Raw genomic sequence first — 23,731 nt, forward strand, 5'->3', positions numbered from 1 at the left:
CGTGCAAAGCCCGCGGCCCTGCATGTCATTTATCGCGCGTGGCGGACATTTCCCCAAATATACGGGCGACTTCGTCCTGAAGTGATGGCTCGGCAGTCGCGCCGGTAATCGGTGCGACAGCAGGATCGCGCTGCGGCAACTGGCGGTTTGGTGCTGGTACCGCGATCGTCTCGCGGCCGGCGTTTTCCCGCGCCGCAAGGTTTTGTGCCATTTCCTCTTCCAAAATTTTCTCGAAATCGCTCCCGAGCATCTTCGGCTTTTCGAGGGCCGGCTGTCCGCCGGTCGAGAGGTCCTCAGGATTGATCGGGACAACGCGCGACGGTTCTGTCGGCTGGTCGGGCTCGGAGTGAGCAAGAACCCGACTGCGCGCGGCTTCAAGCGCGTTTGCCGCATCGTCGACCCTGGATGGTGCAGGCTGCGGGATCGCCGTGATCGCTGCCGCGGCGATCGGCGCTGCGGCAACGCCAGCGGCTGTCGAAACCGTTGCCGGGATGACGACGGTCGGTGCCGGACGCTGTGGCTCGGGGGCGGATTGTCTTGCCGGCGGATCCAGTCGCTGCGGGGCGGGTGGCGATACGGACGCAGTCGGCGTCGGCTCCGACCGGGATACCGGGCTCACAGGGCGAGCGGGAATGGGAGATGGCTGGGTCGCGAGTGGTGGCTTCGCACGCGGGGCGTCGTCGCGCACTGAAATCTCCCGCATGGCCTCAGGTCGTTCGGCCTCCGGCAGAGCTGCCGGGCGAGGGTCCGGACGCTGCCTCTGGGCAAGTGCGGGACGCGGTTCAGAAGGCGCGCTTTCAATGGCGGAGGGCTGTGAGGGCGAGTTCGTCGCTATGCCGGTTTCGATCACGATATCGGTCGGCCCGCCGATCATGACGAGGTGCTCCACGCCGTCGCGGCGGATCAGCACGAGGCGGCGACGTGCATCGACGGCTGCCGCATCCAGCACCTGCAGCCGCGGATTGCGGTTGCGTCCCCCGCGGACGAACGGCGACGGTCCATTGCGACCGCGCAGCATCCACAAGATGCCGAACAGGAAGAGAAGCCCGATGCCGACACCGAGGACCGCGATAACCATCCGGCTGCCATAGGCGCCCATCAGTTCTTCGGCCATATGCTGATACTCCTCATGCCAATCGTCACATTTGAAAAGACGACAATTTTCGCTTCGATCAAGGGGTGCTGCGATGCTGTCTTGATGGAAAACATCACTTCGAGGAGGAAAGATAGGGCACAAGTCTTCACTGTCCCGGGTTTTCTGGCACAACGGAGCTTTTTGCGTCGCCGACAACTTGCTAAGAAGGAATCATAGGGTTTTCGGCTCCGTGGAGCATGACGGCCGCAGTAGGATGGCTTCGGCAGTCGGCCGTTGCGAAATGCGAGGGATTGATGACGAAGTTGCAGCAGGGCGGCAACTACGAGACCCCACTGGTCGAGCGTAAGACGCGGGGTGGAACCATTCTTCGGATCGTGCTTCTTGCGCTGGTGCTGCTGGGCGTTGCAGTCGCTTTTGTGGTTTTTCAGCAGGCACTCGACAATGAGATTGTGCTCGGCCTGCTGGGCATCCTTGCCATGGTCGGCATATTTTTCCTCGTCTCTTCGATGATTGGCCTCGTGGAAGTCATGCCGCAATCGAGGTCCGACGATCTCGCCCGCGCTTTCCTGGCCGGCCATCCGGACGGTATCCTGATCACGGACATCAAGGGTCGCATCGTCTACGCGAACGCTGCCTATGGTCGGATGACCGGTGCGACGAAAAAGAGCGATATCCAGTCCCTTGAAACGCTTCTGTCCAAGTCGCGCGAATCCAACGAGGCGCTCTACAGGCTGACATCCGCGCTGCGGGAAGGCCGCGAGGGTCATGAAGAATTCCGCCTGCTGCAGCCGCTTGGCCGCAGCACGGGCACTGCCGTCGTTGGAGAGAATGGTGCGGGCGCCTTCTGGTACAGGCTGAAGGCCGGCCTTCTGGCGGGTTCCGGAAACAACAAGGCGCAGCTCGACATCTGGCAGATTACCGACACGACCTCGGAACGGTCGGACCAGGAGCGCTTCTTTCGCGAACTGCAAAACGCCATCGACTACCTCGACCATGCGCCGGTCGGGTTCTTTTCCGCGGGCAAGAAGGGCGAGATCTTTTATCTCAACGCCACGCTGGCTGAATGGCTGGGTCTCGATCTGACCAAGTTTTCTCCGGGATCGATGACGATCGACGATCTCGTGGCGGGCGAGGGCATGGCGCTGATCCAGTCGGTTCAACCGGCGCCAGGCCTGAAGCGCACGGAGACGCTCGATCTCGACCTGCGCCGTGCCAACGGCCAGAGCCTGCCGGTGCGACTTGTTCACAGCGTCAGCTCCATGCGCGACGGTGCGCCCGGCGAAAGCCGCAGTGTCGTGATCAACCGGCCGCATGGTGAGGACACCGATCAATCCGCGTCTGCGATGCGTTTTACGCGCTTTTTCAACAACACGCCGATGGCCATTGCGTCCGTCGATGGCGAGGGCCGGATCCTGCGCATCAATGCGCCGTTCCTGCGACTGTTCGCCGGGGTTCTGACCCGCGACGACGTGGAAAGTGGTGCGTCGCTGGAGCGTATCGCGCACGAGACGACCCGCGATCAGCTGATGGCGGCGCTTGCTGCCGCACGCGACCGTCAGGGCGACATTACTCCGATCGATTCGCGGCATCCGGGCGACGAGACCCGCTATCTGCGTTTCTACGTCAATGCGGTGATCGACGAGAGCGACGAGGCACCCGAAGAGGCGGCCATCATCTATTCCGTCGAGACGACCGAGCAAAAGGCGCTCGAGACGCAGATGGCGCAGACCCAGAAGCTGAATGCGGTGGGAACGCTTGCCGGCGGTATCGCGCACGATTTCAACAATGTGCTGACGGCAATCCTTCTGTCATCCGATCACCTGCTTTTGCAGGCGCGTCCGTCCGATGCGAGCTTTGCCGACCTGATGGAAATCAAGCGCAACGCCAACCGGGCCGCCGTTCTGGTGCGCCAGCTTCTGGCCTTCTCGCGCAAGCAGACGATGCGTCCGGCGGTGCTGAACCTCACCGATGTGGTGGGCGACCTGCGGATGCTGGTCGACCGGCTGATTTCCGGCACCAATGTCAAGCTCGATGTCGACTACGGGCGCGACTTGTGGCCGGTGCGCACCGACCTGTCGCAGTTCGAGCAGGTTCTGATCAACCTCTGCGTCAACGCGCGCGATGCGATGCCGCAGGGCGGCACGATCCTGATCAAGACCCGCAATGTGACGGCCGAGGAAACCGCCGCCTTCCATCAGGCCGATCTGCCGGCGGAAGATCTCGTGATGGTCGAGGTCGCCGACAGCGGCACGGGCATTCCGCCCGAGATCATGGACAAGATCTTCGAGCCGTTCTTCACCACCAAGGAAGTGGGCAAAGGGACAGGTCTCGGCCTTTCGATGGTCTATGGCATCATCAAACAGTCCGGCGGCTATATCTATCCGGAATCCGAAGTCGGTCGCGGAACGAGTTTCCGGCTGTTCCTGCCGCGTCACATTCCCGAAATACCGGTCATCACGCCAGAGGCCGCAGAGGCTGCAGCTCTGGCAGCCGCACAGCCTGTGGCTTTGAAAGCGCCGGCAGAGGATATGGATCTCACGGGCAAGTCTGCGGTCGTGCTGCTTGTGGAAGATGAAGAAGCGGTTCGCCGGGGTGGCAAGCGCATGCTGGAAACGCGCGGTTATACCGTGCACGAAGCCGGATCCGGCGTCGAAGCACTCGACATCATGGACGAGCTCGAAGGCAAGGTTGATATCGTCGTTTCCGACGTTGTAATGCCTGAGATGGACGGGCCGACGCTTCTGACGGAACTGCGGAAATCCTATCCGGATCTGAAGTTCATCTTCGTCTCCGGATACGCGGAGGACGCGTTTGCGCGCAACCTGCCGGCCGATGCGAAGTTCGGTTTTCTGCCCAAGCCATTTTCGCTGAAGCAGCTTGCCGTTGCGGTTCGCGAGATGCTCGACTCGGACTGATTTTCTGATCCGCCTGCGAAACTTTATGGAGCCTCGCGATTCGTCCGTCGAATGCGAGGCTCCTTGCTTTAACGCCTGATTTTCCACAGGTTATGCGTGCGTGAACGTTCCGGGAACGAAATCGCGATAACGCAGTTCAATCAAGCTGATAAAAGCCTCTTGATTGATGAGAACAAAAAGAGTACACGAAGTCCATCGGCTGCTTCATTGCTTGCGTGGCGGCAATAACCTAAAGGTGGGACCTCATGGCACAGAATTCATTGCGGCTCGTAGAGGATAAAGGCGTGGACAAGAGCAAGGCGCTCGAAGCAGCACTCTCACAGATCGAACGATCCTTCGGTAAGGGATCGATCATGAAGCTTGGCTCGAACGATAGCATCGTCGAGATCGAGACAGTTTCCACCGGTTCCCTGAGCCTTGATATTGCGCTCGGCATCGGCGGCCTGCCGAAGGGCCGTATCGTCGAAATCTATGGTCCGGAAAGCTCGGGCAAGACAACGCTTGCCCTGCAGACCATTGCCGAGGCTCAGAAGGGTGGCGGTGTTTGCGCCTTCGTCGACGCGGAACACGCGCTCGATCCGGTCTACGCCCGCAAGCTCGGCGTCGATCTGCATAACCTCCTGATCTCGCAGCCTGACACCGGTGAGCAGGCGCTTGAGATCACTGATACGCTGGTGCGTTCCGGTGCTGTCGACGTTCTCGTCATCGACTCGGTTGCGGCATTGACCCCACGCGCCGAAATCGAAGGCGAAATGGGCGACAGCCTGCCGGGTCTTCAGGCCCGTCTGATGAGCCAGGCACTTCGCAAGCTGACAGCGTCGATCTCCAAGTCGAAGACGATGGTGATCTTCATCAACCAGATCCGCATGAAGATCGGCGTGATGTTCGGTTCGCCGGAAACGACGACAGGCGGTAACGCGCTGAAATTCTACGCGTCCGTCCGTCTCGACATTCGCCGCATCGGCCAGGTCAAGGAACGCGAAGAAGTCGTCGGAAACCAGACACGCGTCAAGGTCGTCAAGAACAAGATGGCGCCTCCCTTCAAGCAGGTCGAATTCGACATCATGTATGGCGAGGGCGTGTCCAAGACCGGCGAGCTCGTCGATCTCGGCGTTAAGGCTGGGATCGTCGAGAAGTCGGGCGCATGGTTCTCCTACAACAGTCAGCGCCTTGGTCAGGGCCGCGAGAACGCGAAGTCGTTCCTGCGAGACAACCCGGAAGTGGCCCGCGAAATCGAAACGTCGCTGCGCCAGAATGCCGGCCTGATCGCCGACAAGTTCCTGCAGAATGGCGGACCCGATGCCAATGACGGCGACCAGGCCCCCGACCCTTGATCGGGCTTGGGTTGGGATGCCGATCTAAGGCATCCTCACGCTGATCTTCGCCGGTGTTTTCCGGTTTTCAAATCTTACAGGTCGCCATCTACGAGATGCGCGGCCGGTCTGCGTTCCGGGCGGGTTTGGGATGATTAGGGGTGCTGTGGCTGGACAGTCGGGAACGCGGACGATACAAGCCTTTCGTCTTCGAATAACAGCATCGCACCCGGCGATAAAAAGGGCTTAGCATGAGCGGCGTGAATGAAATCCGGTCGACGTTTCTCGACTATTTCCAAATGAACGGCCACGAGGTTGTGTCCTCGTCCCCGCTTGTGCCGCGCAACGACCCGACGCTGATGTTTACCAATGCCGGTATGGTGCAGTTCAAGAACGTCTTTACCGGTCTTGAAAAGCGCCCCTACACCACGGCCACCACCTCCCAGAAATGCGTGCGCGCCGGCGGCAAGCACAACGATCTCGACAATGTCGGTTACACCGCCCGCCATCTCACCTTCTTCGAGATGCTCGGCAACTTCTCGTTCGGTGACTATTTCAAGGAAAACGCGATCGAGCTTGCCTGGAAGCTGGTCACCGAAGGCTTCGATCTGCCCAAGCACCGCTTGCTGGTCACGGTCTATTCGGAAGACGAGGAAGCTGCGACGCTGTGGAAGAAGATCGCCGGCATTTCCGACGACAAGATCATCCGCATTCCGACCTCCGACAACTTCTGGCAGATGGGCGATACCGGCCCCTGCGGTCCGTGCTCGGAAATCTTCATCGACCAGGGCGAGAATGTCTGGGGTGGACCTCCGGGCTCGCCTGAAGAAGACGGCGACCGCTTCCTGGAATTCTGGAACCTCGTCTTTATGCAGTACGAGCAGACGGCACCCGGCGAGCGTACGCTGCTGCCGCGCCCGTCGATCGATACCGGCATGGGTCTCGAGCGCATGGCCTGTGTCCTGCAGGGCAAGCAGAGTGTGTTCGACACCGATCTGTTCCAGACGCTGATCGGAACGATCGAGGATGTCCTGAGCGTGAAGGCCGAGGGCAGTGCCAGCCACCGCGTCATCGCCGACCATCTGCGTTCGTCCGCGTTCCTGATTGCCGACGGCGTGCTGCCATCCAACGAAGGCCGTGGTTACGTGCTTCGCCGCATCATGCGCCGCGCCATGCGCCATGCGCAGCTGCTCGGTGCCAAAGAACCTGTGATGTACAAGCTGCTGCCGACGCTGGTGCAGGAAATGGGCCGCGCCTATCCGGAACTGGTGCGCGCCGAGGCGCTGACCGGGGAAACGCTGAAGCTCGAGGAAACCCGCTTCCTCAAGACGCTCGAACGTGGTTTGTCGCTGCTTTCGGACGCGACCAGCACGCTCGACAAGGGCGACATGCTCGACGGCGAGACGGCGTTCAAGCTTTACGACACCTACGGCTTCCCGCTCGATCTGACGCAGGACGCGCTCCGCGCCCGCGAAATCGGCGTCGATCTTTCGGGCTTTACCGATGCGATGGAACGCCAGAAGGCCGAAGCCCGCTCGCATTGGGCAGGCTCCGGCGACAAGGCGACCGAAACCGTCTGGTTCGAAATCAAGGAAAAGTTCGGCGCCACCGAATTCCTCGGCTATGACACCGAGACGGCCGAAGGCGTCGTCCAGGCGATCGTCAAGGATGGCAAGGCCATCGACAGTGCCTCGAGCGGCGATGCCGTACAAATCGTCGTCAGCCAGACGCCGTTCTACGGTGAATCCGGCGGCCAGATGGGCGATGCCGGTTTGATCTCGACCGACCACGCCAAGCTTGAAGTGACCGACGTCCAGAAGCGGGGCGAGGGGCTGTTTGTCCATATCGCAACCGTGACCGAGGGCACGTTGAAGGCTGGCGACGCGGTCATCCTCGCCGTCGATCACGCCCGCCGTTCGCGCCTGCGCTCGAACCATTCCGCCACGCATCTGCTGCATGAAGCCCTGCGCGAAGTGCTTGGCACCCATGTGGCGCAGAAGGGTTCGCTTGTCGCTCCTGAGCGTCTGCGTTTCGACGTGTCGCATCCGAAGCCGATGTCGTCAGAAGAACTTCAGGTCGTCGAGGATATGGCCAACGCCATCATCCTGCAGAACGCGCAGGTCACGACGCGCCTGATGAGCGTCGACGATGCGATCGCCGAAGGTGCGATGGCATTGTTCGGCGAGAAATACGGCGATGAAGTTCGCGTTGTCTCCATGGGCAAGGCCGTCGATGGCCCGAAGGCCGGCAAGCCTTATTCGATCGAACTCTGCGGTGGCACGCATGTGAACGCGACGGGCGATATCGGCCTCGTGCGCATTCTCTCCGAAAGCGCCGTTGGCGCTGGTGTTCGCCGTGTCGAAGCGGTGACGGGGGATGCGGCGCGTGTCTATCTCGCCGAGCAGGATGAGCGCGTGAAGACCTTGTCCGGTGCGCTAAAGGTTCAGCCCGGTGAGCTTGTCTCCCGTGTCGAGGCGCTGATCGACGAGCGTCGCAAGCTCGAGAAGGAACTGGTAGACGCCAAGCGCCGGCTCGCCATGGGTGGCGGTCAGCAGGGTGGTTCTGCCGACGACATCCGTGACATCGCGGGCATCAAGTTCATGGGCAAGGCACTGGCCGGCATCGACGCGAAGGACCTGAAGGGGCTCGCGGACGAAGGCAAGGCCACGCTCGGTTCGGGCGTCGTGACGCTGATCGGTGTGTCCGAAGATGGCAAGGCGAGCGCGGTTGTCGCGGTCACGCCTGATCTCATCGGCCGCTTCAGCGCCGTCGATCTGGTGCGGATCGCCTCTGCGGCGCTCGGCGGCAAGGGCGGCGGCGGGCGGCCGGATATGGCGCAGGCCGGTGGCCCTGACGGTGCCAAGGCCAATGAAGCGCTGGAAGCCGTGGCCGCAGCGCTCGGCGCCTAAGAGTTTGAATGATCGGGCGGCCACTGGCCGCCCGTTTCACATGAGGTTTGGACATGGGATTGAACGTGAGCGTACCAGACGAGATCGACGAGGTCGTGGATGGCCTCGTGCCGTCCCTGTTTCGGGATGCACCGAGTTCGGTCTCGTTCAACAAGTTGCGCAAGCGGCTGTTGCGGCAGGTTCGCCAGGCGTTCGACGATTTCGGCATGCTGAAGGATCAGAAACGCTGGCTGGTCGGCTTGTCCGGCGGCAAGGACAGCTATTCGCTGCTGGCCATCCTCCTCGATCTGCAATGGCGAGGCCTGCTTCCGGTCGAGCTGCTCGCCTGCAATCTCGATCAGGGACAGCCGAATTTTCCCAAGCACATCCTGCCGGATTATCTCACCTCCATCGGCGTCAAGCACCGGATCGAGTATCGCGATACCTATTCGATCGTGAAGGAAAAGGTGCCGGCTGGCGGAACGTACTGCGCGCTCTGTTCACGGCTTCGGCGCGGCAATCTTTATCGGGTTGCCCGCGAAGAGGGCTGCGATGCGCTGGTTCTCGGGCACCACCGGGAGGATATTCTCGAAACCTTCTTCATGAACTTCTTTCACGGTGGACGGCTTGCCGGGATGCCGGCGAAGCTTCTGAACGACGAAGGCGACGTGATGGTGCTGCGGCCGCTCGCCTATTGCGCCGAGGACGATCTGGCGAAGTTTTCTGCTGCCATGGAATTCCCGATCATCCCGTGCGACCTCTGTGGCTCGCAGGACGGGCTGCAGCGCAATGCGATGAAGGCCATGCTTGCCGATATCGAGACACGCATGCCGGGCCGCAAGGACACGATGCTGCGGGCGCTGGCGCATGTGAACCCGTCGCACCTGCTTGATCCGAAACTGTTCGACTTCTCCGGCCTCAGCGCCAACCCCGACGCCTGATCCCCAACAAGCTGCTCCCACCACTGCAGGATCTCATACAATGACCATGCCGCTCGATATAGCCAAGCTTGCCGACATCCTGCGCCTTGCGGCGAAGGAAGAGATCCTGCCGCGGTTCCGGCGGCTTGGAAGCGGCGACGTGCGTTCCAAAAGCGAGCCGTCGGATCTTGTGACCGAAGCGGACGAGGCTGCCGAGCGTCTGATCCGCCGCGAGCTTGAAGCGCTGGCGCCTGATGCTCTGTTTGTTGGCGAAGAATCGGTGGCCGCCGATCCGTCGCTGCTTGGCAAGCTCGCAGGTTCGGATTTCGCGATCGTCGTCGATCCTGTCGATGGCACGTTCAACTTCGCCTCCGGCATTCCTGCCTTCGGTGTCATGGCCTCTGTCGTCTGGAAAGGCGAAACGGTGGCCGGCATCATCTACGATCCGATGGGTGACGACTGGGTGATGGCGGAAAAGTGCGCAGGCGCCTTCCTGCGCCGTCCTGACGGCGACGCGGTGCGCCTTGCGGTCGCGGAAGCGACACCGATCGGCGACATGGTCGGAATGGCGTCACCCGGGTATTTCTTCGGCGAGGAAAGAGAGCGGCTGCTGGCCAACCTGGCGAAGGTGCGTTTCTTTGCCAACTATCGATGTGCCGCGCACGAGTATCGCACCTTTGCCGGCGGGCACGTGCAATACCTTCTCTACAACAAGCTCATGCCTTGGGATCATCTGGCGGGCACCCTGATTGCCACTGAGGCCGGCGGTTATGCGGCGCGCTTCGACGGATCCGAGTACCTGCCGAACCACGTGGATGGCGGGCTGCTGGTCGCGACCTGCAAGGACAGCTGGCAGATGCTGCGCCGGGAACTCATCGGCGACTGAGCCTTCAAGGGGTCGGTCCCAGTAGAGGGCGAAACGACACCGTAAGCCAACTCCGTTGTCCTCGTTGAACCCTCGTGTATTCTGGTGCCGGAAGGCGGCATGCGGAAGCATATCCAGGTTCTCGAACGAGCGGGCTCGTTGTCACCGAGTAGATCGGACGGGTGAGAATCTGCAGGCTTGAGAAGCACGGACTTGAGGCGGAGGCCGAGTGCATAGAGGCGCACCGAAAGCTTCTCGAGGCACGCTTCGAAGCATTGAATGAACTCATCAGTACCATGCAACGGGAGGTAACCGATGAATCAGCAAGTTGACGTGACATCATTGGAGCGCAGGGGCGATCGCGAATTGGCCTTCACGCGCACATTCAATGCGCCGGCGAGCGCCGTTTTCAGGGCGTGGAGTGAGCCCGAGATGTTCCAGGCTTGGTGGGTGCCAAAATCGGTCCCCGGCCTATCGCTTGTATCGTGCGACATGGACGTGCGTACCGGCGGCAAGTATCGGCTGGAATTCGGTGCTGGCGGCGATTCCGATACCATGGCCTTTTATGGCAAGTATCTCGAGGTCGTACCGAACGAGCGCATTGTCTGGACCAACGACGAGGGCGAAGAGGGCGCGGTCACGACCGTGAGCCTCGAGGACCAGGGCGCCATGACGCTGTTGCGTTTCCACGAGGTCTATCCGTCCAAGGAGGTGCTTGAGGAGGCCCTGCAGGGCTCGGCGGTCGCATTGCCCGAGCAGTTGGACCAGCTCGACGAATTGCTGACCAGCAAAGCTGAGTAGCGCTGTTGCGGAAACGCATCGGGGCACCGTATGCCTTAAGCGCGCTACACCCCCGAGCTTTTTCGCGGGTGGTGAAGGCAAAGCAGACCATTCCCGCGGCGCCGTTTTATGTCCGCAACGGACCGAAAGGCGTCTTCGACAGCTTTGCGCCAACAGCTGATGTCCTCGGCCATCGGTGACACCAACGACGCGGATCTCCCTGCCGACTTTTATGAACGTTCCTACACGTCGGGGAGACAGGTGAAATGCCCTTGGAAGGCTGGTAATACGACAGGCAGCAATACCGGAGGCAAGAGCAATGACCAGAGAAGAAATTCTTAGCTATTCCCAAGCGGTTTGCGATGGTCTTCGTGAGGACGACGATGGGGTGAGACGCGAGGTTCTCACCCATGCGGGAAGCCGGTGGTCGCTCGGCGTCATACACACGCTCGGCGTCTATGGCAGGCTTCGGCACGCAGACATCGGAAAACGAATGCACGGTGTAACGCAGCGGATGCTCACGCGCACGCTACGCCAACTCGAAAGAGATGGTCTCGTTACGCGTCACGATCTCGTTGAGGTGCCGCCTCGGGTGGAATACGAACTGACAGAACTGGGAATGGGTCTTCTCATTCGCATGATCCCGTTGTGGACGTGGGTCGTGGAGAATTCCGAGCAGTTTCGAACGTCACGCGAGGATTTTGATGCCCGTCCGCCAGAAAAGCCCTCCTGGCAGACGTTTTAACAATCGAGACATGCCGCCGCTCCGCTGATGCCGGCGGCACGGTGTTCGACCGCGTAATGATTGCTGCGGATCAACTCTCATTGTGAGCGCGGCTATACCGCGCTTCCCGTTTGTTATCGTCCGTCGATCTGCGTCTCAGAGGCTATGTCACTTGCCGCTCAGGTTCGCGTTGATCCAATTGGACACATCCGTCACCTTGATGCCTTCGCGCCCGTTGAATGTGCCTGCCTTGTCCCATGCCATTCCTCGCCCGATACCAAAGGCTGCCCGGTACTTGCGCATCATGTTTTGGGGGTCATTTGCCAGTTCTTCCATCAGGACGGGCACAGTCCATACGGACCGGTTGAAGCGCCGGTTCAAACCCGCCTCCAGCTTGTCGGCAAGCTCGCCATAGGTGACGGTGTCGCCCGCCAGGAAGACGATCTCGTTGCTGATGGTCGGCTCGTAGAAGACGATTTCAGCGGTGAGCACGCCGATGTCGTCGGGCGTCGTCAGCGTGACAGCGGTATCGGAGCTGCCAAGAGCGTTGACTGCGTTCTTTTCCAGATCAACGACGCCGAATTCCGGTTCGAAAAGATAACTCATGAACATGCCGGTGGAGATGATGACCCAGTCCGTCTTGCTCTGGGAGCGAAGGAGTTCGCGCACATCGAGTTGAGCGTCGAAGATGTCCTGCGGACCGCCTCGACCAATTGCCTCGAAATCGACACCAAACTGCCAGGGGAAATAGCGCGGAATACCGGACTGCAACGCCGCCTCGGCCAACTTCATCGGTGTATTAATCCCAGCCGCGTAGCCAGCGCAGCCAATCACGGTATCGTACTGTGAAAACAGAGATGCGAGTTCATCGATCGAGCTATTGACCAGATCACCTGTGACGATCTCGATATCCAATTCGCGGATCTCGGCGACGTCGCGCTGTTTGGCGATCGAGTCTGATTTGATGGCACTGGCGCGAAGCAGAACGCTTATCTTTGCGTCTTCAATGCCCTTGGCGCGACGGGCCAGATTGCGAAGGACGGGCATGCCGAGTTCCCCGGCCCCGAGCACGAGAATGTTTCGTGACTTCACATTGGAAACTGTCTGGTTCATCGATTTCAATCCTTCAAAACGCTACGTCACCGCTACTTGGCAAGGCGGAACGACGAAGGAAAGAAGGTACACGGATGATACTGCAGCAAAAAATAGAAGGACGATAATCCCGTTGTATTACCCTTCCGCACATACCGTCTGTCCGCTTCGGGCCGAAAGCTGACTCTCTCCGTTAGAGTGTCATTTCGCTCTCTACCGGAACCGACCCCTTCGAGACAAAGCGGATACGAAAAAGGCCGGATCGCTCCGGCCTTTTTTCGCGCTGACGTGATGGACCGTCAGGCCTTGTGGTTATGGGGCCGGAAGAGCTTTCCCTTTTCGCCGATCAGCACGAAGATCAGGCCGATGACCGAGACGGTAAAGAAGCCCGCCACCATCGGGGTTGCCGTGCCGTCGAAGGCCTGGCCGATGGATGCGCCGATGATTGCGCCGCCGACCGTGCCCATGAAGCCGAGGACCGAGGACGCGGTGCCCGCCACGTGGCCGAGGGGCTCCATTGCCAGCGAATTGAAATTCGAGGCGATCAGGCCGAACAGGAACATGGCCATGGCGAAGAAGGCCAGGAACAGCAGGAAGGGCATCGGTTCGGATGACAGCAGCTGTACGCTTAGCCACAGGAAGGTGACCACGACGAAGCCGATGATGGCGGCGTGCGACAGCTTGCGCATGCCGAGCCGGCCGACCCAGCGGGAGTTGAGGAAGGCCGAGATCGACATGAACAGAGCGACCGCAGCAAACGCCACCGGAAACCAGACGCCGAGCTGGTAGATGCCGACATAGACCTGCTGGGCCGAGTTGATGAAGCCGAACAGGGCGCCGAAGATGAACGTGCTCGCAAGCGTGTAGCAGAGCGCCATGCGGTTGGTGAGAACGATCAGGAAGCCGGCGACGATGGACTTTACCGTGAACGGGCGGACATCGGCCTGATCCAGCGTTTCGGGCAGCTTGCGGGCAACCCAGATCGTGACAATGATTGCGACGACGGCGATGAAGACGAAGATCAGGTGCCAGTCACCAAAGAGCAGCACGAGCTGTCCCGTTCCGGGCGCGATGATCGGTACGATCATGAACACCATCATGATGAGAGACATGACTTCCGCCATGGCGCGACCGCCGAAGACGTCGCGGACGATCGAGACGGAGATGACGCGGGTCGCAGCCGAGCCGATGCCCTGGATAAAGCGCAGGATGAGCAGGCCCGCAAACGAGGGGACGAAAACGACGGCGATCGCGGAGACGATGTAGATGCCGAGACCGATCAGAAGCGGCGTGCGTCGACCGAAACGGTCGGAGATCGGGCCATAGAAGAGCTGGGCGATGCCGAAGCCGAACAGATAGGCCGAGACGACATACTGTCGATGGTTCTCGTTCTCGACGCCGAGTGCTGCGCCGATCTGCTGTAGTCCGGGAAGCATGATATCGATGGCGAGGGCGTTGAGTGCCATCAGAGCGGCCATCATGGCAATGAATTGTGCCCTTCCCATGCCTTGCAGCTTTGGGACAACGGGATGTGAAGGATTTGTCACGGGGGATTTCCTAAAGAATGGGAAAGGCGCCGTGGGAGCGGCGCCTTCAAAATTTTAGAGAGTATATCAAGCCGGATCAGGCTGCGCGGACGGTAATGCCCTGTTCCTCGATATGGGTTTTGAGCTCGCCGGACTGGAACATTTCGCGGACGATATCGCATCCGCCAACAAATTCGCCCTTGATGTAGAGCTGAGGAATCGTCGGCCAGTTGGAGTAGTCCTTGATGCCCTGGCGGATTTCCGCGTCGGCAAGAACATTCACGCCCTTGTAGTCGAGCCCGAGGTAATCGAGGATCTGGACGACCTGGCCGGAGAAGCCGCATTGCGGGAACTGGGGCGTGCCCTTGAGAAAGAGAACGACATCGTTCGTCTTGATTTCGTTTGCGATGAAGTCGTGAATGCCGCTCATGATCTTTCCTTTCACACGCGGTTTCAAGGACCGCTGCGGTGTCTTGCCCCTTAAATAGCAAGGTGACCTTACTAATTCCAGCGCAATTCCGCTTGAACTGTCAAACTGTTTTTGCCCTGGGGCAACGGACCCGATGTCCTCGCGCAGAGGGTTACCGGCTGCGTTGCTTGCTGCGACTGGTCGCGCTCCGCCGGCGGCTCGTCTGCCTTTTGGCGGGCTTTACGACTTTCGATCGCGTGCCCGGCTTCTTCGCGGTAAACCTGCCGGTGGTCGCGGACCTTGTGCCTGCCGATGCAGCGGTGCGGGTCTGACGCTTTTTGCGCTTGGAAGGCGTGCGGCCGTGCGACTTGCCCAGAAGCTGCTTTACGACATCGTCGACAACGCTGGTAACGATCTGCTTGATCAGGTCGGACATCGCACCCGAAGCTCCGTTACTCTGATGGAGCGGAGGTCTGAAGCGCCAGGGCGTGCAGAACGCCGCCCATATTGCCCTTCAGCGCTTCGTAGACCATCTGGTGCTGCTGGACGCGGCTCTTGCCGCGGAACGCGTCCGCGACGACCTCGGCAGCGTAGTGGTCACCGTCACCCGCCAGATCGCGGATCGTGACCTTGGCGCCGGGAATTCCGGCCTTGATCATGTCTTCGATATCGCCGGGGCGCATGGGCATGGTGTCTTCCTCTTCTTCGGCCGCAGACTCATATCGCGGCATGCTTTGACCGAAAGACTGCCTGAAAGCCGTCCTCCGGTCAAAGAGGTAACAACCTCAAATCCAGATTGCTAGAGGATTTGGATCGATCGACGTCGCCCGACCCGTGCCTCATGCCATGAACGAGGGGAACCAGCTTTCGTGAGCGATGGTGAGATCCTCGACAGTGATGTCGACGATGTCATCGATGACGACGCGTTCGCCGGCGACCTTGCCGAGGCGGCGGAAGGGAACGGCGGCACCTTCGGCATTGGCCTGCAGGAAATTGGCGATGTCGGCGGGAACGGCGATCACGTAACGTGCCTGATCTTCCCCGAACAGAAGCCCGTGCGCCGGTCCGCGCTGTTCCGACAGGCTGACGGTCATGCCCTTTTCGGACGCCATCGCCATTTCGACGAGAGCCAGACCCAGGCCACCGGAGGAGATGTCATGGCAGGCGCTGACGTGGCCGTTGCGGATTGCCGAGCGGACGAAGTCACCGTTGCGGCGTTCGGCGGAAAGATCGACGGTGGGTGCTGGGCCTTCTGTCGAGCCGAGGATGTCGCGCAGGTAGATCGAGGAGCCGAGATGGCTGCCATCGGTACCGATCATGATCAGCACGTCGCCGTCGCCAGCCGAGCCGATCCTTGCCATCTTCTGCCAGTCGGGGAGAAGGCCAACGCCTGCGATCGTCGGGGTCGGCAGGATGGCGACGCCGTTGGTCTCGTTGTAGAGCGATACGTTGCCGGAGACGATCGGGAAATCGAGTGCCAGGCAGGCTTCGCCGATTCCCTTGATGGTGCCGACGAGCTGACCCATGATCTCAGGCTTTTCCGGGTTGCCGAAATTGAGGTTGTCGGTCGCGGCGAGCGGCTCGGCGCCGGTTGCGACGATGTTGCGCCAGCATTCGGCAACCGCCTGCTTGCCGCCTTCATACGGGTCTGCCTCGACATAACGCGGCGTGACATCGGACGAGAAGGCCAGCGCCTTGGTGGGATGGGTCTCGATGCGCACGACGCCGGCATCGCCGCCGGGGCGCTGCAGCGAATTGCCCTGGATCAGGGTGTCATACTGTTCCCAGACCCAGCGACGGCTGGACTGGTTGGCAGAGCCGACCAGCTTCAAAATGGCATCGTTGTAATCCGTCGGTGCTGCAACGTCTGCCGCTGCCAGGTCAGGGCGCGGGTTGTGCTGGATCCAGGGACGGTCGTATTCCGGCGCTTCGTCACCCAGTTCCTTGATCGGCAGGTTGGCGACTTCCTCGCCCTGATGGATGACGCGGAAACGCAGGTCGTCCGTGGTCTTGCCGACGATTGCGAAATCAAGGCCCCATTTGACGAAGATCGCCTTGGCGACTTCTTCCTTCGAAGGCTCCAGCACCATGAGCATCCGCTCCTGGCTTTCCGAGAGCATCATTTCATAAGCCGTCATGCGCTCTTCGCGGACCGGGACCTGATCGAGCTGCAGCTCGATGCCGAGGCCGCCCTTGGCGCCCATTTCGACGGCCGAGCAGGTGAGGCCGGCGGCACCCATATCCTGAATGGCGATGACGGCGCCGGTCTTCATCAGTTCGAGGCAGGCTTCCAGCAGGCACTTTTCGGTAAAGGGGTCGCCGACCTGAACGGTCGGGCGCTTTTCCTCGATATCGGCGTCGAATTCGGCCGATGCCATCGTGGCGCCACCGACACCGTCGCGGCCGGTCTTCGCGCCGAGATAGACGACAGGCAGACCGACGCCCTTGGCTTCCGACAGGAAGATGCCGTCGGACTTAGCAAGACCGGCTGCGAAGGCGTTGACCAGAATGTTGCCATTGTAGCGTTCGTCAAACTCGACTTCGCCTCCGACCGTGGGCACGCCGAACGAGTTGCCGTAACCGCCGACGCCGGCAACGACGCCGGAGACGAGGTGTTTTGTCTTCGCGTGGTCAGGAGCGCCGAAACGCAGGGCGTTTATGGCCGCAATCGGCCGTGCACCCATGGTGAAGACGTCGCGCAGGATGCCGCCGACGCCCGTCGCCGCACCCTGGTAGGGCTCGATATAGGACGGATGATTGTGGCTCTCCATCTTGAAGACAACGACATCGCCATCATCGATGTCGACCACGCCGGCGTTCTCGCCAGGGCCCTGGATGACGCGCGGGCCCTTGGTGGGCAGCGTGCGCAGCCAGCGCTTGGATGACTTGTAGGAGCAGTGCTCGTTCCACATGGCCGAGAAGATACCGAGTTCGGTATAGGTCGGCTCGCGGCCGATCAGATCCAGGATCCGCTGATATTCGTCGGGCTTAAGGCCGTGGGATGCGACGAGTTCTGGCGTGATCGGGAAGCTGTTCGGAATGGTCATGATCTTCTCTATGTTGCGGAGCGAGATATGCGCCGCTCTTTAGCCTATGTCTTGACGAGGCGCGACAAGAAAATGCCGGCGCGCCACAGGCAAAAGCCGAGATCAGAACCGGTAACCTACCGTCAGACCCGCGCGGGTCAGACCATCGTTTGGTCCGTCGCAGAGATTGGCGTGAGACGAATGGCCCGCCTGCGCCAAGAGCTGCCAGTTTCCGAGAAGTTTGACGCCTGCGGCGACATATTCGTGGAAGAGTGCGCGGCAGCCAAGCTGGGGGTCGTCGCCGCTGTCCAGGCTGCCGTCATGCAGCGCGCCGCCGAAGCCTGCTTCCACGAAGACATTGCGCGTGACCGGCACTGTCCACGAGAAGCCTGCATAGACCTGGCTCGTTTCGCCCGTGGTGCTGAGTTCGCCGCCGACGTGAAGGCGTGGCCGCAGGGCCTTCTCAACGCCCGTCGCCTGTTCACGACCGAACGGATCGGTGAGGAGCATTCCCGTCAGGAAGACGCCGTTTTCCTTGCGACCGCTGTCCAGGGAGGTGAGGACTCCAAAACGCGCGTCGTCGAACAGTTGTTCGGCAGCAACGATCGGTGTCGCGACCATGGACAGGAATGCCAAGGGTGCAGCGAGGGCGATCCGCGCCGGCAGTGTCAGGGAAATCGGCGGCAAACTACTCTCCTCGAATCGGCATTATGTTGCCGTTTGAGGAGAGAGTGGTCTGCGAAACTCGTACGGAGCTTACGCTATCGACAGAAGGCTTCTGACGGTCGAGATCAGCAGTTGGTGTTGCCAGCGGCCCAGCGTTGCACATCGGCGTTGACGCGGCCCGACACAGGCTCGCTCATCAGCGGGCCGAAGGTGGAAAGCTTGGCAGGTCTGCCCTCCGCCTGCACCACGAGAAGCGGACGGATATCGGACGAGCCCTTGCGTGTCAGAAGAAAGCGTGGACGACCGGAGAAGGACGTCAGTTCCGGCGCGAACGCGTAGGACTTGAAGGCCGGGTCGCCCGACCGGAACCAGCAGCGATTGGCGCCAACGGCAACCTTTTCCATCACGTCGAGCGCCGATGCGTTGCTGACCGCTTTGACGGGTGGTTTCGACTGGCAGGACGCGAGCGCGGTCCCGAGAGCGACAAGAGAAATGGCAGTCATAGTACGGTAAGAGATCTGCATGTCGTTCCCGGAGGGTTATGGTATTGTCTGCTACGGAGACCTGAGACAGGTCAGGCAGCGATCACGTCGAGCGCCGAGGCAAAAAGGCCGCGACCGTCACTGCCGCCATGCGCGGCTTCGATCAGGTTTTCCGGGTGCGGCATCATGCCGAGAACGTTGCCGCGCGCGTTGATGACGCCAGCGATATCGCTTAACGAACCGTTGGGGTTGGTGCCTTCCGCATAGCGGAACACGACCTGGCCCTTGTCTTCCATGGAAGCGAGCGTGTCTGCGTCGACAAAGTAGTTGCCGTCATGGTGGGCGACCGGGCAGCGGATGATCTGGCCCTTGCCATAGGCGCGGGTAAAGTCCGTTTCGGCATTCACCACTTCGAGCTTCACGTCCTTGCACACGAACTTCAGCGACGTATTGCGCATCAGTGCACCCGGCAGCATGCCCGCTTCGACCAGGATCTGGAAGCCATTGCAGACGCCCATGACCTTCACGCCCTGTTCGGCCTTCTGCTTGATGGCCTGCATGACCGGCATGCGGGCAGCAATTGCGCCACAGCGCAGATAGTCGCCGTAGGAGAACCCGCCCGGAATGACGATCAGGTCGATATCATCAGGGATCTCGGTTTCCGTCTGCCAGATGGTGACGGGCGCCTGGCCGGAGATCTTGGTGAGGGCGGCGATCATGTCGCGGTCGCGATTGAGGCCGGGAAGCTGGACGACGGCGGACTTCATGGGTGCGGTTCAAACCTTGCCTGTGCCTCAGACAGCTCGCGCAGCTCGAGGCGGGTTTCGATACGGTCGAGACGCAGGTCGTGGCGCGCCAGTGCCGTGTGGATATTATGCATGTCCTGATGGAGCGATATCATCGCACCACGCATGGCATTCACTTCTGCCTTCAGATCCCGTTGGCCGATTTTGATGTCAGATATGTCTGCTTGCACGCGCTTCATCAGTTCGTACATGAGTTCATTCGTGACGTCGGCCATGACACACCCCGCAACCGTTAGTCGATTGCGATAGTATAGTTCTCGATTACCGTGTTAGCCAGAAGCTTTTCGCACATCGACTTCAGGTCTGCTTCGGCTTTTACCTTATCGGTGCCCTCAAGGGAAAGGTCGAACACCTTGCCCTGACGAACATGGCCGACGCCTTCGAAGCCCAAGCTTCCGAGCGCGCCTTCGATGGCCTTGCCCTGCGGGTCTAGAACGCCGTTCTTGAGCGTAACGGTCACGCGTGCCTTGATCACTGAATATCCCCCGAATTACTTGACAAGAACCGGGCCGGTCCCGCGGAGCGGCTCGTTTTCGTTGATGATGCCGAGACGGCGCGCCACCTCGGAATAGGCTTCGACCAGACCGCCGAGATCGCGGCGGAACCGATCCTTGTCCATCTTTTCCTTCGTCTCAATATCCCAGAGACGGCAGCTGTCGGGCGAGATCTCGTCAGCCAGGATGATGCGCATCATGTCGCCTTCGAAAAGGCGGCCGCATTCGATCTTGAAATCGACGAGCTGGATGCCGACACCGAGGAAAAGGCCGGACAGGAAGTCGTTGACGCGGATGGCGAGCGCCATGACATCATCGAGCTCGGCCGGGTTTGCCCAACCGAAGGCGGTGATGTGCTCTTCGGACACCATCGGATCGGCAAGCTGATCGGACTTGTAGTAGAATTCGATGATCGAGCGGGGAAGAACGGTGCCTTCCTCGATGCCCAGACGTTCCGACAGCGAGCCGGCGGCGACGTTGCGCACGACGATCTCGAGCGGGATCATCTCCACTTCCTTGATCAGCTGCTCGCGCATGTTCAGCCGACGAATGAAATGCGTGGGAATGCCGATCTTGTTCAGGTGTGTGAAGAGATATTCCGAAATGCGGTTGTTCAGAACGCCCTTGCCGTCGATCACACCGTGCTTCTTCTTGTTGAAGGCTGTGGCATCGTCCTTGAAGAACTGGATCAGCGTGCCTGGCTCCGGGCCTTCGTAAAGGATCTTTGCCTTGCCTTCGTAAATACGGCGGCGACGGTTCATGATTGTTTTCTCGTTGTTGGCACCCGGGGCAGGCGCAATGGATCGTGTTTGTGGGGTCCATATCGGAAAAGATCGCATTTCACAATGCGGGGGCCTTCCGTCCGGTTTTCATCCCGATGAAAAAAGCTATGCCGGCTCCCTCTACCGCATAGGCCGCAGACGACTCAGTCGTGTACCGCGACAGCGCTCCAGCCTAGCAGGAAAAATGCGTCATGATTCCGGCGTGACCGCCAAGGTCAGGGCTTCAGTTTGCCGAGGAACTGGGCAAACACCATCGTACCCTCCGGCCATGGACCATGCCCTGATTCTTCGTTGATATGCCCGGACTCGCCCGCATCGACCAGTACCGATCCCCAGGACGCGGCGATATCGTCGCCGTGATCGTAGGAGCCGAAAGGATCGTTGCGGCTGGCGACGGTCAAGGTCGGAAACGGCAGTGGATCGCGCGGGTAGGGTCCGAACGTCATCAGGTGCTTGGGTCTGATCTTCGGATTGGCCACCTCGGGCGGTGCAACCAGAAACGCGCCGGCGACCTTCTTCTTGAAAAGAGGAATCGCGTGGATGGCTGTTGCCACGCCAAGCGAGTGCGCGACGAGCACAACGGGTCGCGTCGAAGCATTCACTTCGTCCGCGAGCCGCTGGACCCAGTCGTCTTTGACCGGCTTTGCCCATTCCGATTGCTCGACCCGGCGGGCGGTGGCGAGTTTAGACTCCCACCGCGTTTGCCAGTGGCCTGGGCCGGAATTGGTGTAACCCGGGATGATGAGGATATCGGCTTCGGATGCTTTCATGCCGCTTATCTGTGTTTGTGTGATTTCAATATCAAGTTGCTGGTATCAGGCTTCGCCAAAGACCCGGGTAAAGATCGTGTCGACATGCTTGGTGTGGTAGCCGAGGTCGAACTTCTCACGGATCTCTTCCTCGGAAAGGGCGGCCCGGACTTCCTGATCGGCCAGCAGCTCTTCGAGGAAGTCCTTGCCTTCCTCCCAGACCTTCATGGCGTTGCGCTGAACGAGGCGATACGCATCCTCGCGCGACGTGCCTGCCTGCGTAAGCGCCAGAAGGACGCGCTGGCTCATGACCAGACCCTTGAACTTGTTCATGTTCTTCAACATGTTCTCTGGGTAGATCACCAGCTTTTCGATGACGCCGGCGAGACGGTTGAGGGCGAAGTCGAGGGTGACGGTCGTATCCGGGCCGATGGCGCGTTCGACGCTCGAGTGACTGATGTCACGCTCGTGCCATAGAGCAACGTTTTCCATCGCCGGAACCACCGACATGCGCACGAGGCGAGCAAGACCGGTCAGGTTTTCGGTGAGAACCGGATTGCGCTTGTGCGGCATGGCCGACGAGCCCTTCTGGCCGGGCGAGAAGAATTCTTCCGCTTCCAGAACTTCCGTGCGCTGCATGTGGCGAATTTCGATCGCGACGTTTTCGATCGACGAAGCGATAACGCCGAGGACCGCGAAATACATCGCATGACGGTCGCGCGGGATGACCTGCGTGGAAACCGGTTCTGCCTTCAGGCCGAGCGCTGCTGCGACATGCTCCTCGACGCGGGGATCGATGTTGGCGAACGTACCGACGGCGCCTGAGATCGCGCAGGTGGCAACTTCTTCGCGGGCTTCGAGCAGACGGGTCTTGTTGCGATACATTTCCGCATAGAAGCGCGCAAAGGTTAGGCCCATCGTCGTCGGTTCGGCATGGATGCCGTGGCTGCGGCCGATGCGGACCGTATCCTTGTGCTCGAAGGCGCGGGTCTTGAGGGCTTCAAGAACGCGATCGATGCCGGCGATAAGGATGTCGGTCGCTCGCACGAGCTGGATGTTGAAACAGGTGTCGAGGACGTCCGAGGATGTCATGCCCTGGTGGATGAACCGGCTGTCGGGGCCGACGAATTCGGCAAGGTGGGTGAGGAAGGCGATGACGTCATGCTTGGTGACGGCTTCGATCTCGTCGATGCGCGCGACATCGAATGTTGCGCTGCCGCCTTTTTCCCAGATCGTCTCGGCCGCCGACTTCGGGATCACGCCGATGGCGGCAAGCGCGTCGCAGGCATGCGCCTCGATTTCGAACCAGATGCGGAACTTCGTCTCTGGCGACCAGATGGCGACCATCTCGGGCCGGGAATAGCGAGGGATCATGAGCGTGCGGCTTTCCTGTCAAGTGTTGCCCAGCCTGTAGCAACAAGCGGGCCAAAGCTCAATAACTTCGGGTTTGTTTGCAGGGAAGAGGGCGCCGGATGGTTAGCGCGCGCTGCTTGCCGCTGTTCTCAGTGCTTCGATATTGCGGCGATAGGCGTCGATGCCGTCACCCTTGTAGATGGCGGAGCCGGCAACGAAGACGTTGGCGCCGGCAGCGCTCGCAGCGCCGATCGTGTCTGCGGTGATGCCGCCGTCGACTTCGATCTCGATCGGGCGGTCACCGATCAGGGACTTCGTCGCACGGATCTTGTCGAGCATGGCGGGGACGAATTTCTGGCCGCCAAAGCCTGGATTGACGCTCATGATGAGGATCAGATCGACGTCATCGAGCACGTTTTCGAGCGCCGACAGCGACGTTGCCGGGTTGAGTGTCACGCCTACCTTCTTGCCGAGGCTGCGGATTGTCTGCAGGGAGCGATGCAGGTGAGGGCCCGATTCAGCGTGGACGGTAATGCTGTCGCAGCCAGCCTTGGCGAAGGCCTCAAGAAAGGGGTCGGCCGGTGCAATCATCAGATGGCAGTCGAAGAACGCATCCGTATGCGGTCGCAGCGACTTGATGACATCTGGTCCGAACGAAATGTTCGGGACGAAATGACCATCCATGACGTCAAGATGCACCCAGTCGGCGCCGGCCTGCACAACGTCGATGACTTCCTGGCCAAGCTTGGCAAAATCGGCGGCAAGGATGGACGGGGCGATGCGGATCGGCAGGGTCATGGGATGGGTCTCCGGTTTGAGGGAGGCTTTATCATCCCGTGGCGACA

At 60.5% G+C, this 23,731-nt stretch carries 23 protein-coding genes and 1 pseudogene; 8 read left to right on the top strand and 16 right to left on the bottom strand.

Annotated elements, in window-relative coordinates; translation table 11 throughout:
- Nucleotides 1-25 precede the first annotated feature (25 nt).
- The gene (locus ASG19_RS11350) at nt 26-1,114 is read right to left on the bottom strand and encodes a flagellar biosynthetic protein FliO (RefSeq protein ID WP_062456629.1); all 1,089 of its coding nucleotides are present in this window, start codon (nt 1,112-1,114) and stop codon (nt 26-28) included.
- A 275-nt stretch (nt 1,115-1,389) separates the two neighbouring features.
- Between ASG19_RS11350 and ASG19_RS11355 the strand changes: the two genes are divergently transcribed.
- The 8 genes and pseudogenes from ASG19_RS11355 to ASG19_RS11385 all read left to right on the top strand — a co-directional run bounded on the left by ASG19_RS11355 (nt 1,390) and on the right by ASG19_RS11385 (nt 11,522).
- Nucleotides 1,390-4,011, top strand: coding sequence for a PAS domain-containing sensor histidine kinase (locus ASG19_RS11355; protein WP_062456632.1), 2,622 nt, complete (start codon nt 1,390-1,392; stop codon nt 4,009-4,011).
- A 245-nt stretch (nt 4,012-4,256) separates the two neighbouring features.
- The gene (gene recA / locus ASG19_RS11360; protein WP_062456635.1) at nt 4,257-5,345 is read left to right on the top strand and encodes a recombinase RecA; all 1,089 of its coding nucleotides are present in this window, start codon (nt 4,257-4,259) and stop codon (nt 5,343-5,345) included.
- A 230-nt stretch (nt 5,346-5,575) separates the two neighbouring features.
- Nucleotides 5,576-8,233, top strand: coding sequence for an alanine--tRNA ligase (alaS, locus tag ASG19_RS11365; protein ID WP_062456637.1), 2,658 nt, complete (start codon nt 5,576-5,578; stop codon nt 8,231-8,233).
- Between the two features lie 53 nt (nt 8,234-8,286).
- Nucleotides 8,287-9,153 (top strand): tRNA 2-thiocytidine(32) synthetase TtcA, encoded by an 867-nt coding sequence (ttcA, locus tag ASG19_RS11370; protein WP_062456640.1) that lies wholly within the window; start codon nt 8,287-8,289, stop codon nt 9,151-9,153.
- Nucleotides 9,154-9,193: 40 nt separating this feature from the next.
- On the top strand, nt 9,194-10,018 hold the full coding sequence (locus ASG19_RS11375) for an inositol monophosphatase (RefSeq protein WP_062456642.1): 825 nt from the start codon (nt 9,194-9,196) through the stop codon (nt 10,016-10,018).
- A gap of 96 nt (nt 10,019-10,114) precedes the next feature.
- Nucleotides 10,115-10,329 (top strand): annotated as a pseudogene (locus tag ASG19_RS24675) (ArsR family transcriptional regulator); the annotation flags it as partial.
- The gene (locus tag ASG19_RS11380) at nt 10,313-10,798 is read left to right on the top strand and encodes an SRPBCC domain-containing protein (RefSeq protein ID WP_062456645.1); all 486 of its coding nucleotides are present in this window, start codon (nt 10,313-10,315) and stop codon (nt 10,796-10,798) included. The pseudogene ASG19_RS24675 and the gene ASG19_RS11380, both read left to right, overlap by 17 nt.
- 298 nt (nt 10,799-11,096) lie before the next feature.
- Entirely contained in the window at nt 11,097-11,522 is a 426-nt protein-coding gene (locus ASG19_RS11385) for a helix-turn-helix domain-containing protein (protein ID WP_062456648.1), read from the top strand.
- A gap of 147 nt (nt 11,523-11,669) precedes the next feature.
- Here the strand turns inward: ASG19_RS11385 and ASG19_RS11390 are convergent, their stop codons facing one another.
- The 15 genes from ASG19_RS11390 to rpe form a co-directional block, all read right to left on the bottom strand.
- Entirely contained in the window at nt 11,670-12,614 is a 945-nt protein-coding gene (locus tag ASG19_RS11390) for an aromatic alcohol reductase (protein WP_062456651.1), read from the bottom strand.
- Between the two features lie 278 nt (nt 12,615-12,892).
- Nucleotides 12,893-14,098, bottom strand: a complete 1,206-nt coding sequence (locus tag ASG19_RS11395; RefSeq protein ID WP_062456653.1) for a multidrug effflux MFS transporter — start codon at nt 14,096-14,098, stop codon at nt 12,893-12,895.
- A 118-nt stretch (nt 14,099-14,216) separates the two neighbouring features.
- Complete coding sequence (gene grxD, locus ASG19_RS11400; RefSeq protein WP_062456655.1) at nt 14,217-14,549, bottom strand: Grx4 family monothiol glutaredoxin; 333 nt, start codon at nt 14,547-14,549, stop codon at nt 14,217-14,219.
- Between the two features lie 151 nt (nt 14,550-14,700).
- Nucleotides 14,701-14,964: a hypothetical protein gene (locus ASG19_RS11405; RefSeq protein WP_062456658.1), complete on the bottom strand. Its 264-nt coding sequence runs from the start codon at nt 14,962-14,964 to the stop codon at nt 14,701-14,703.
- A 16-nt stretch (nt 14,965-14,980) separates the two neighbouring features.
- A complete protein-coding gene (locus ASG19_RS11410; protein WP_062458029.1) occupies nt 14,981-15,217 on the bottom strand; it encodes a BolA family transcriptional regulator in 237 nt (78 codons plus the stop codon).
- Nucleotides 15,218-15,367: 150 nt separating this feature from the next.
- Nucleotides 15,368-17,575, bottom strand: coding sequence for a phosphoribosylformylglycinamidine synthase subunit PurL (gene purL, locus ASG19_RS11415; RefSeq protein WP_062456661.1), 2,208 nt, complete (start codon nt 17,573-17,575; stop codon nt 15,368-15,370).
- 102 nt (nt 17,576-17,677) lie between these two features.
- Nucleotides 17,678-18,241, bottom strand: coding sequence for an acyloxyacyl hydrolase (locus ASG19_RS11420; protein ID WP_244476145.1), 564 nt, complete (start codon nt 18,239-18,241; stop codon nt 17,678-17,680).
- A 104-nt stretch (nt 18,242-18,345) separates the two neighbouring features.
- Nucleotides 18,346-18,744, bottom strand: coding sequence for a hypothetical protein (locus tag ASG19_RS11425; RefSeq protein WP_174196610.1), 399 nt, complete (start codon nt 18,742-18,744; stop codon nt 18,346-18,348).
- 50 nt (nt 18,745-18,794) lie between these two features.
- Nucleotides 18,795-19,469: a phosphoribosylformylglycinamidine synthase subunit PurQ gene (gene purQ, locus ASG19_RS11430; RefSeq protein WP_062456665.1), complete on the bottom strand. Its 675-nt coding sequence runs from the start codon at nt 19,467-19,469 to the stop codon at nt 18,795-18,797.
- Nucleotides 19,466-19,723 (bottom strand): hypothetical protein, encoded by a 258-nt coding sequence (locus ASG19_RS11435; RefSeq protein WP_062456667.1) that lies wholly within the window; start codon nt 19,721-19,723, stop codon nt 19,466-19,468. Before ASG19_RS11435 ends, purQ begins: the two co-directional genes overlap by 4 nt.
- Before the next feature lie 17 nt (nt 19,724-19,740).
- Nucleotides 19,741-19,983 carry a phosphoribosylformylglycinamidine synthase subunit PurS gene (gene purS / locus ASG19_RS11440; protein ID WP_062456669.1) on the bottom strand — a complete coding sequence of 81 codons (243 nt, stop codon included), beginning with the start codon at nt 19,981-19,983 and terminating at the stop codon, nt 19,741-19,743.
- Nucleotides 19,984-19,998: 15 nt separating this feature from the next.
- Nucleotides 19,999-20,763, bottom strand: a complete 765-nt coding sequence (purC, locus tag ASG19_RS11445; RefSeq protein WP_062456672.1) for a phosphoribosylaminoimidazolesuccinocarboxamide synthase — start codon at nt 20,761-20,763, stop codon at nt 19,999-20,001.
- 236 nt (nt 20,764-20,999) lie between these two features.
- On the bottom strand, nt 21,000-21,554 hold the full coding sequence (locus ASG19_RS11450) for an alpha/beta hydrolase (RefSeq protein WP_062456675.1): 555 nt from the start codon (nt 21,552-21,554) through the stop codon (nt 21,000-21,002).
- A gap of 45 nt (nt 21,555-21,599) precedes the next feature.
- Nucleotides 21,600-22,907 (bottom strand): adenylosuccinate lyase, encoded by a 1,308-nt coding sequence (gene purB / locus ASG19_RS11455; RefSeq protein WP_062456678.1) that lies wholly within the window; start codon nt 22,905-22,907, stop codon nt 21,600-21,602.
- Nucleotides 22,908-23,009: 102 nt separating this feature from the next.
- A complete protein-coding gene (gene rpe / locus ASG19_RS11460; RefSeq protein ID WP_062456681.1) occupies nt 23,010-23,684 on the bottom strand; it encodes a ribulose-phosphate 3-epimerase in 675 nt (224 codons plus the stop codon).
- Nucleotides 23,685-23,731: the final 47 nt, after the last annotated feature.

Source organism: Rhizobium sp. Leaf306 (assembly GCF_001423425.1).
Taxonomy (GTDB): domain Bacteria; phylum Pseudomonadota; class Alphaproteobacteria; order Rhizobiales; family Rhizobiaceae; genus Neorhizobium; species Neorhizobium soli.

What these genes read in the sequence shown, in the direction of transcription:
- purB (WP_062456678.1), bottom strand. Translation starts at nt 22,907, where the DNA reads ATGATCCCTCGCTATTCCCGGCCCGAGATGGTCGCCATCTGGTCGCCA.
- ASG19_RS11385 (WP_062456648.1), top strand. Translation starts at nt 11,097, where the DNA reads ATGACCAGAGAAGAAATTCTTAGCTATTCCCAAGCGGTTTGCGATGGT.
- ASG19_RS11435 (WP_062456667.1), bottom strand. Translation starts at nt 19,723, where the DNA reads ATGGCCGACGTCACGAATGAACTCATGTACGAACTGATGAAGCGCGTG.
- ttcA (WP_062456640.1), top strand. Translation starts at nt 8,287, where the DNA reads ATGGGATTGAACGTGAGCGTACCAGACGAGATCGACGAGGTCGTGGAT.
- rpe (WP_062456681.1), bottom strand. Translation starts at nt 23,684, where the DNA reads ATGACCCTGCCGATCCGCATCGCCCCGTCCATCCTTGCCGCCGATTTT.
- ASG19_RS11410 (WP_062458029.1), bottom strand. Translation starts at nt 15,217, where the DNA reads ATGCCCATGCGCCCCGGCGATATCGAAGACATGATCAAGGCCGGAATT.
- ASG19_RS11395 (WP_062456653.1), bottom strand. Translation starts at nt 14,098, where the DNA reads ATGGGAAGGGCACAATTCATTGCCATGATGGCCGCTCTGATGGCACTC.
- ASG19_RS11350 (WP_062456629.1), bottom strand. Translation starts at nt 1,114, where the DNA reads ATGGCCGAAGAACTGATGGGCGCCTATGGCAGCCGGATGGTTATCGCG.
- grxD (WP_062456655.1), bottom strand. Translation starts at nt 14,549, where the DNA reads ATGAGCGGCATTCACGACTTCATCGCAAACGAAATCAAGACGAACGAT.
- ASG19_RS11425 (WP_174196610.1), bottom strand. Translation starts at nt 18,744, where the DNA reads ATGCAGATCTCTTACCGTACTATGACTGCCATTTCTCTTGTCGCTCTC.
- ASG19_RS11380 (WP_062456645.1), top strand. Translation starts at nt 10,313, where the DNA reads ATGAATCAGCAAGTTGACGTGACATCATTGGAGCGCAGGGGCGATCGC.
- alaS (WP_062456637.1), top strand. Translation starts at nt 5,576, where the DNA reads ATGAGCGGCGTGAATGAAATCCGGTCGACGTTTCTCGACTATTTCCAA.
- ASG19_RS11355 (WP_062456632.1), top strand. Translation starts at nt 1,390, where the DNA reads ATGACGAAGTTGCAGCAGGGCGGCAACTACGAGACCCCACTGGTCGAG.
- purQ (WP_062456665.1), bottom strand. Translation starts at nt 19,469, where the DNA reads ATGAAGTCCGCCGTCGTCCAGCTTCCCGGCCTCAATCGCGACCGCGAC.
- ASG19_RS11450 (WP_062456675.1), bottom strand. Translation starts at nt 21,554, where the DNA reads ATGAAAGCATCCGAAGCCGATATCCTCATCATCCCGGGTTACACCAAT.
- ASG19_RS11390 (WP_062456651.1), bottom strand. Translation starts at nt 12,614, where the DNA reads ATGAACCAGACAGTTTCCAATGTGAAGTCACGAAACATTCTCGTGCTC.
- purL (WP_062456661.1), bottom strand. Translation starts at nt 17,575, where the DNA reads ATGACCATTCCGAACAGCTTCCCGATCACGCCAGAACTCGTCGCATCC.
- ASG19_RS11405 (WP_062456658.1), bottom strand. Translation starts at nt 14,964, where the DNA reads ATGTCCGACCTGATCAAGCAGATCGTTACCAGCGTTGTCGACGATGTC.
- ASG19_RS11375 (WP_062456642.1), top strand. Translation starts at nt 9,194, where the DNA reads ATGACCATGCCGCTCGATATAGCCAAGCTTGCCGACATCCTGCGCCTT.
- purC (WP_062456672.1), bottom strand. Translation starts at nt 20,763, where the DNA reads ATGAACCGTCGCCGCCGTATTTACGAAGGCAAGGCAAAGATCCTTTAC.
- recA (WP_062456635.1), top strand. Translation starts at nt 4,257, where the DNA reads ATGGCACAGAATTCATTGCGGCTCGTAGAGGATAAAGGCGTGGACAAG.